Source organism: Stenotrophomonas sp. Sm10, assembly GCF_030985515.1.
Lineage (GTDB): Bacteria > Pseudomonadota > Gammaproteobacteria > Xanthomonadales > Xanthomonadaceae > Stenotrophomonas > Stenotrophomonas hibiscicola.
Genome location: NZ_JAPTFO010000211.1, coordinates 1 through 1,242 on the forward strand (window position 1 = coordinate 1; position 1,242 = coordinate 1,242).

Consider the following 1,242-nt stretch of genomic DNA (forward strand, 5'->3'; position numbering starts at 1 on the left):
CGTGGGCCGCCAGCCCCCCCCCCCCGCGTTTGCAGTAATGATTCTATCAATAGCGCGTCAGCGACTGTTTGACGACAACGTGCTCCCATTCTACTTGGGATAGCCTTTCGCCCCTCGCCCCTTCAGCCATGGCCATCTGAACCAGCTCACCAGAAGGCTCATACACCGTACGCTCGATGACATTTCCATTGACAGCGGTGATCGCCACCGTTGAAACCAACGCATCGGTGTAACTGTACTCGACCACTTCCTGGGCAGCGGCCAGCACTATATTCAGGCCACGCGCACCAGCACCGCGAGTACCGCCCGAATCAGTGGAGAGCCAGCCCTTTTTCCAGCCGACAGCCCGCCCTCGACCTCTCGGCAACAATCGTCACGCACTCATTCATAGGAAGCCCACAGGTGTCCGCCGACCTGACGACACCTTGATGATCGGCCAAGACGAAATATACCCTTACCCTTTCGCTTCCAGCCTGATCAAATGATTTCCTGACATCAATCAAATGCACCCTGCATATTTGTGCTTCTGGCACACTCTCGGAAGAACTGAAAGCTGACTCGAGCGCCAGTGCGCAGTGATTAGCCGCTGCGTTTCCCGGCTCATGATTTATGACCACACCCAAACCTTCATCTCTTCCGCCACAGGCTGCAAGCCCCAACAAGCAAAGCGCCGCTACAATAATATCGGCCAGCCGCCCAAAGCGATCAAACACTTGGGAATTTTTCACCAAAAATCCCTCCCAACACTTAGCGTTCCCGCAATCTACATCCTTTCACAGAACCCGATCATTCGCTTCACAATGACCGAGGCACACTGGTCTTCGTCAATACCACAAGTCCCCGCAGTCAAGAATTCCCCGCCGCCATCAGTCAATACATAGAAAATCCTTCTATTTCTCCGCCCCTCCCGAGAGAGTTCGAGCTGTGATACCACCAACTCTGCATTCACTTCCCGCGCCCCATCCACAGGGCGCGAATGTATGAGTTCATCCATATCAGCATGGATCTTCTGAGATGAGGAGCTGTCGTGGTCCTGGTTAGCGACCCGAAGAAGACAACCGCGGTCCTGCACACAGGAGGCAAGAAGCGGCATCGATAAGGCAGCAGATAGAAAAACTTTGATCTTCATCGAAACCAGCCCATCCAATGACCTCGCGCTCAAGCAAGAACACGCTCAGTACCGTAGGTTCGGATCATTACGGGCATACGTGCAACTGCCCCCCCCCCCTAATTGGGCAACCC

At 54.5% G+C, this 1,242-nt stretch carries 2 protein-coding genes; both read right to left on the reverse strand.

The genetic code is table 11. The features are described from left to right. Window positions 1-46: 46 nt before the first annotated feature. On the reverse strand, window positions 47-268 hold the full coding sequence (locus O0J15_RS21200; protein WP_019659408.1) for a hypothetical protein: 222 nt from the start codon (window positions 266-268) through the stop codon (window positions 47-49). A 43-nt stretch (window positions 269-311) separates the two neighbouring features. Further along, the gene (locus tag O0J15_RS21205; RefSeq protein ID WP_164144931.1) at window positions 312-728 is read right to left on the reverse strand and encodes a hypothetical protein; all 417 of its coding nucleotides are present in this window, start codon (window positions 726-728) and stop codon (window positions 312-314) included. Window positions 729-1,242: the final 514 nt, after the last annotated feature.